Source organism: Candidatus Magnetaquicoccus inordinatus (assembly GCF_004217665.1).
Taxonomy (GTDB): Bacteria; Pseudomonadota; Magnetococcia; order Magnetococcales; family Magnetaquicoccaceae; genus Magnetaquicoccus; species Magnetaquicoccus inordinatus.
Genome location: NZ_RXIU01000263.1, coordinates 1 through 4,205, shown reverse-complemented (window position 1 = coordinate 4,205; position 4,205 = coordinate 1). Strand labels below are relative to the sequence as shown.

Annotated in this window: 6 protein-coding genes; all 6 read right to left on the bottom strand. The window is 51.8% G+C overall.

Annotation, left to right across the window (positions count from 1 at the left end):
* Positions 1–734 (bottom strand): chaperonin GroEL (gene groEL / locus EJP87_RS14290; protein ID WP_130472539.1); only part of this gene is annotated, 734 nt, incomplete at its 3' end.
* 79 nt (positions 735–813) lie between these two features.
* Complete coding sequence (gene groES / locus EJP87_RS14285) at positions 814–1,110, bottom strand: co-chaperone GroES (RefSeq protein ID WP_130472538.1); 297 nt, start codon at positions 1,108–1,110, stop codon at positions 814–816.
* A gap of 164 nt (positions 1,111–1,274) precedes the next feature.
* Positions 1,275–2,588, bottom strand: coding sequence for a GTPase HflX (hflX, locus tag EJP87_RS14280; RefSeq protein WP_227657655.1), 1,314 nt, complete (start codon positions 2,586–2,588; stop codon positions 1,275–1,277).
* Positions 2,589–2,677: 89 nt separating this feature from the next.
* Positions 2,678–3,004: an SMR family transporter gene (locus tag EJP87_RS14275; RefSeq protein WP_130472537.1), complete on the bottom strand. Its 327-nt coding sequence runs from the start codon at positions 3,002–3,004 to the stop codon at positions 2,678–2,680.
* On the bottom strand, positions 3,001–3,396 hold the full coding sequence (locus EJP87_RS14270; protein ID WP_130472536.1) for a DMT family transporter: 396 nt from the start codon (positions 3,394–3,396) through the stop codon (positions 3,001–3,003). Before EJP87_RS14270 ends, EJP87_RS14275 begins: the two co-directional genes overlap by 4 nt.
* The gene (gene gcvH / locus EJP87_RS14265) at positions 3,393–3,800 is read right to left on the bottom strand and encodes a glycine cleavage system protein GcvH (RefSeq protein WP_130472535.1); all 408 of its coding nucleotides are present in this window, start codon (positions 3,798–3,800) and stop codon (positions 3,393–3,395) included. The genes EJP87_RS14270 and gcvH overlap by 4 nt, the downstream gene beginning before the upstream one ends.
* Between the last annotated feature and the right edge of the window lie 405 nt (positions 3,801–4,205).

Genomic DNA, 4,205 nt, shown 5'->3' with positions numbered 1-4,205 from the left:
CGGGAGGATTGCACGACGCCTTCCAGAACCGGGAGAATCTGCTGCAGATTGCTGACCTTCTTTTCGACCAACAGAATCAGCGGATCATCCATTTCCACCAACATTTTTTCGGCGTTGGTGACAAAATAGGGGGAGAGATAACCACGATCAAACTGCATACCTTCCACCACTTCCAGGGTGGTTTCCAGACCTTTGTTCTCTTCGACAGTGATGACGCCCTCTTTGCCCACTTTGTCCATGGCTTCGGCGATCATTTTGCCAACTTCCAGATCATTGTTGGAGGAGATGGTGCCCACCTGGCAGATCTCTTCGGAGTTGGTGACCTCTTTGGCCAATTTTTTCAGGTTGGCAACGACGGCATCGACTGCACTATCCATACCCCGTTTCAGATCCATGGGATTCATGCCAGCGGCCACAGCCTTCATGCCTTCGCGAATCAGTGCCTGGGCCAGCACGGTGGCAGTGGTGGTACCATCGCCCGCTTCATCTGAGGTCTTGGAAGCAACCTCTTTGAGCATCTGTGCGCCCATATTTTCAAATTTATCTTCCAGTTCGATCTCTTTGGCGACGCTGACACCATCTTTGGTCACCCGAGGAGCGCCCCAGGATTTATCCAACACCACATTGCGTCCTTTGGGACCCAAGGTCACCTTGACCGCATTGGCCAGGGTATTGACACCAATCAACATTTTTGCCCGGGCAATTTCACCGAATTTGACTTCTTTTGCAGCCATTTTGCTCACACCTTATCTGTTATAGAATGTTGTCACTTTGCCACTTTGCTGTCGTCATTGCGGAACGAACAGGGATCAATCAATCCTTGATCACACCCATGATGTCGGTTTCCCGCATGATGAGCAGCTCTTCGCCGTCGAGTTTGACTTCGGTTCCCGCATATTTGGCAAACAACACAATATCGCCGACCTTAACGTCCATAGGGCGCACTTTACCATCTTCCAGGATGGCGCCTTTGCCTATGGCCAACACCTCCCCCTGAATCGGTTTCTCTTTGGCGGTATCGGGAATGATAATCCCGGATGCAGTTCTCTCCTCTTCAGAGCTGCGTTTGACAACCACCCGATCGTGTAATGGACGAATTTTGCTCTTCATGGTTTTCCTTCAACCTCTTCCGGACAAATAAATAATAGACAATCTCAAGAGCCCGTTCTGTGGAACATCTGCTCCGTTGTTAGCACCAACTTGGTTTGAGTGCTAATGTAAGGCTAATTCCGTTGCTGTCAAGAGGCTGGAGAAAATTTTTTTGTCGATTCGCATCATTTTGCCGGGGCACGAAACAGTTCCAACTCCCGGCGCAGGCGCCCTGCTACTGCCACTGGCAGGGTCACTACTAGATGAATTGTTTCACCCTCTTCGGTTTTTTGCAAAACGCACCCTTCGCGGATCAGACGAGCCAACAAGGCCCCTTCGTACACTGGCAACTGCAGATGAAAACAGGGAGCGCTGTGATTGGCTTGTGTTTCCAGGATTTGCAACAGCTCCGGAATCCCCTCGCCAGTCAATGCCGAGAGCAAATGGGTATCAGGACGGGCACGCAAACGCTCCAACAGACCAGGAGCATCCACCTGATCAATTTTGTTGAAAAGGGTCAACATTCTCTTTTCCACAACACCACCGCGCTCCTGAAACAGCTCACGCAATACCTCCATGACTGCGGCCTCTTGATCGGCCCACTCAGGATCGGCAAGATCGACAATGTGCAACAGCAGATCCGCCTCCAATACCTCTTCCAGGGTGGCGCGAAAAGCCGCAACCAATTGATGCGGAAGATCACGGATAAAACCCACCGTATCGCCCAAAATAATTCGCCCACCACCGGGCAAAATCACCTGGCGCAAGGTGGGATCCAGGGTGGCAAAGAGGCGATCTACCGCCTCCACATGGGCCCCGGAAAGATGGTTGAACAGGGTCGATTTACCGGCATTGGTATAGCCAACCAAAGCCACAGTAAACAAAGGCACCTCGCGCCGGGCCTGCCGTTGCAAAGCACGGGTCTGTTCCACCTGGGTCAACTGCTTTTTTAATTGATGGACCCGCTCGCGCAGCAAACGCCGATCCACCTCGATTTGGGTCTCTCCTGGCCCACCGCGCATACCGACCCCACCACGCTGTCTCTCCAGATGGGTCCAGGAGCGCACCAGACGCGATTGTTGATAGAGCATCGAGGCCAGTTCCACCTGTAGCCGCCCTTCGCGGGTACGGGCCCGGGCAGCAAAGATCTCCAGAATCAAACCGGTACGATCCACCACTTTGGCATTCAGTTTGACCTCCAGGTTGCGCTGTTGTACTGCTGACAGAGGGCTGTTGAAGACCACGACGGCTGACTGTGTCGCCTGCACCTCTTCCGCCAACTCGTTGACCAGTCCACTGCCTAGAAATGTGGCCGGGATCACACGTCTATGGGAAAAAAGACGGCTGCCCACCACCTGCAAACCGGCGCCTTGCGCCAAATGTTCCAATTCGGCTGCCAACAAGAGAGCATAATCCCGATCCCGTCCGGCAGGAGTGACTTGAATCAAAAAGGCGCGATCAGGTGGTGTAGCGGTATCCAACAACATGCGCGTGCTCATTCTCTATTTCCAGACCGACAAAGGAGAGAGGGGGGAAAATCTTTTTGAAAAGAGATCAGCAACAATGAATCATCCTTTTGCTGATGGAATTACCAGGCAACCAGGCTGCAACCCAAAACGATAAAGGCCAATCCCAACCATTGGCGACGAACTATCCTTTCATCCAACAGCCACAGAGAAAAGAGAGCTGTTGCCACAAAAGCGAGTGCTCCCAATGTATAGGCCAATGCGATTGGCAACTCTTGCAAAGCCATGGTATACACCCCTGCCTCAATGACAAAGGCAAGGATGCCGATGGTCAACCAATACCATTTTTTGGCGCGTTCAATAACCGATTTTTTCAGACACACATGTGCAAAACCTTCGATGAGGGCGGCCAGAAGCACCAAAAGCAGGGCAAAAAGCTGAGGTTTCATCTTTTTTCCTGACTGTGTGAATTTTGCTGCGGATTGCCGCTGCCAATCATGCCGACACCGACCAATACACACACAATCCCCACCACCTTGGTCAATCCGAATGGTTCTGCAAACCACAGATGGGAAAAATAAGCGACTGTAACATAGCTTAATGAGGTAATGGGCAGGGCGAAACTCAAATCCGCCCCTTCCAGAACATGCAGCCAATTGAGCAATTGTAACAGAAAAATGGCAGCAACCAACCAAAACCAAGGCTGCATGAACACTGCTGAAACCAAATACCATCCCTCTGCATCAGCAGGCAGATGGATAACCGCCTCTTTCCAAATCAGTTGTCCAGCCGTATCCAGTGCGACAACCAGCGTCAAGCCGATGGCCAAGCCTTTGGTCAATGGGCAGCATCCGCCTGTTTGAGCCAGTTGGCATATTCGTTGGCAGTCAACAAGCTATCCACTGCTGTGCTCTCATCCGGTTGAATACGGATCATCCAACCCTCATTATAGGGAGAATCGTTGACCCGTTCTGGGGCAGTTTCCAATTCATGGTTGACCGCAGTAACTTCACCAGTGAGCGGGGCAAAGAGATCGGAAACCGATTTGACCGATTCCACCACACCGAAGGGTTTACCGGCTGTCACCCGGGTGCCAACCTGTGGCAACTCGACAAAGACCACATCCCCCAATTGTTGTGCGGCGTAGGCTGTGATTCCCACTTCCACTTCCGTTCCTTGGACACGAGTCCATTCATGCTCACGGGTATAGCGGAGTGCGGCGGGAAAATCGGTAACAGTGGACATGATTGCATCCTCAGTTTCATTAGTTAAAGAGTGGTTATTGCTCTTCTGGTGCAAAGAGTGGCATAGTATCTGTGTGCCATAAAAAGCTCAAGGTGAGATCACGGGATTACAGTCTCCTGCCTGGGCAACAGAGTGGCTGTCTGATGGTAACTATTCACCACCCAAAACTATTGCGGGTCCATGGAGGGCACCTCCCTGGCCGGGTCCAGGGATGGAATACCTGGGATTTTGCTTTTAATTCTTTTGCCTTTGGCGCGCTTTTCAAACTAAGCCGATGCGCTCTTTGCGTCGGCTTAAGCGCCTAATGGAAGCAAGCTGTGCGAATTGGCGCGCATTTTTGCGCCAATCCGCACAGCATCCCCATGGGAGTAGAGCTGGCGAGCCATCACGAACCTGAATAGTTAC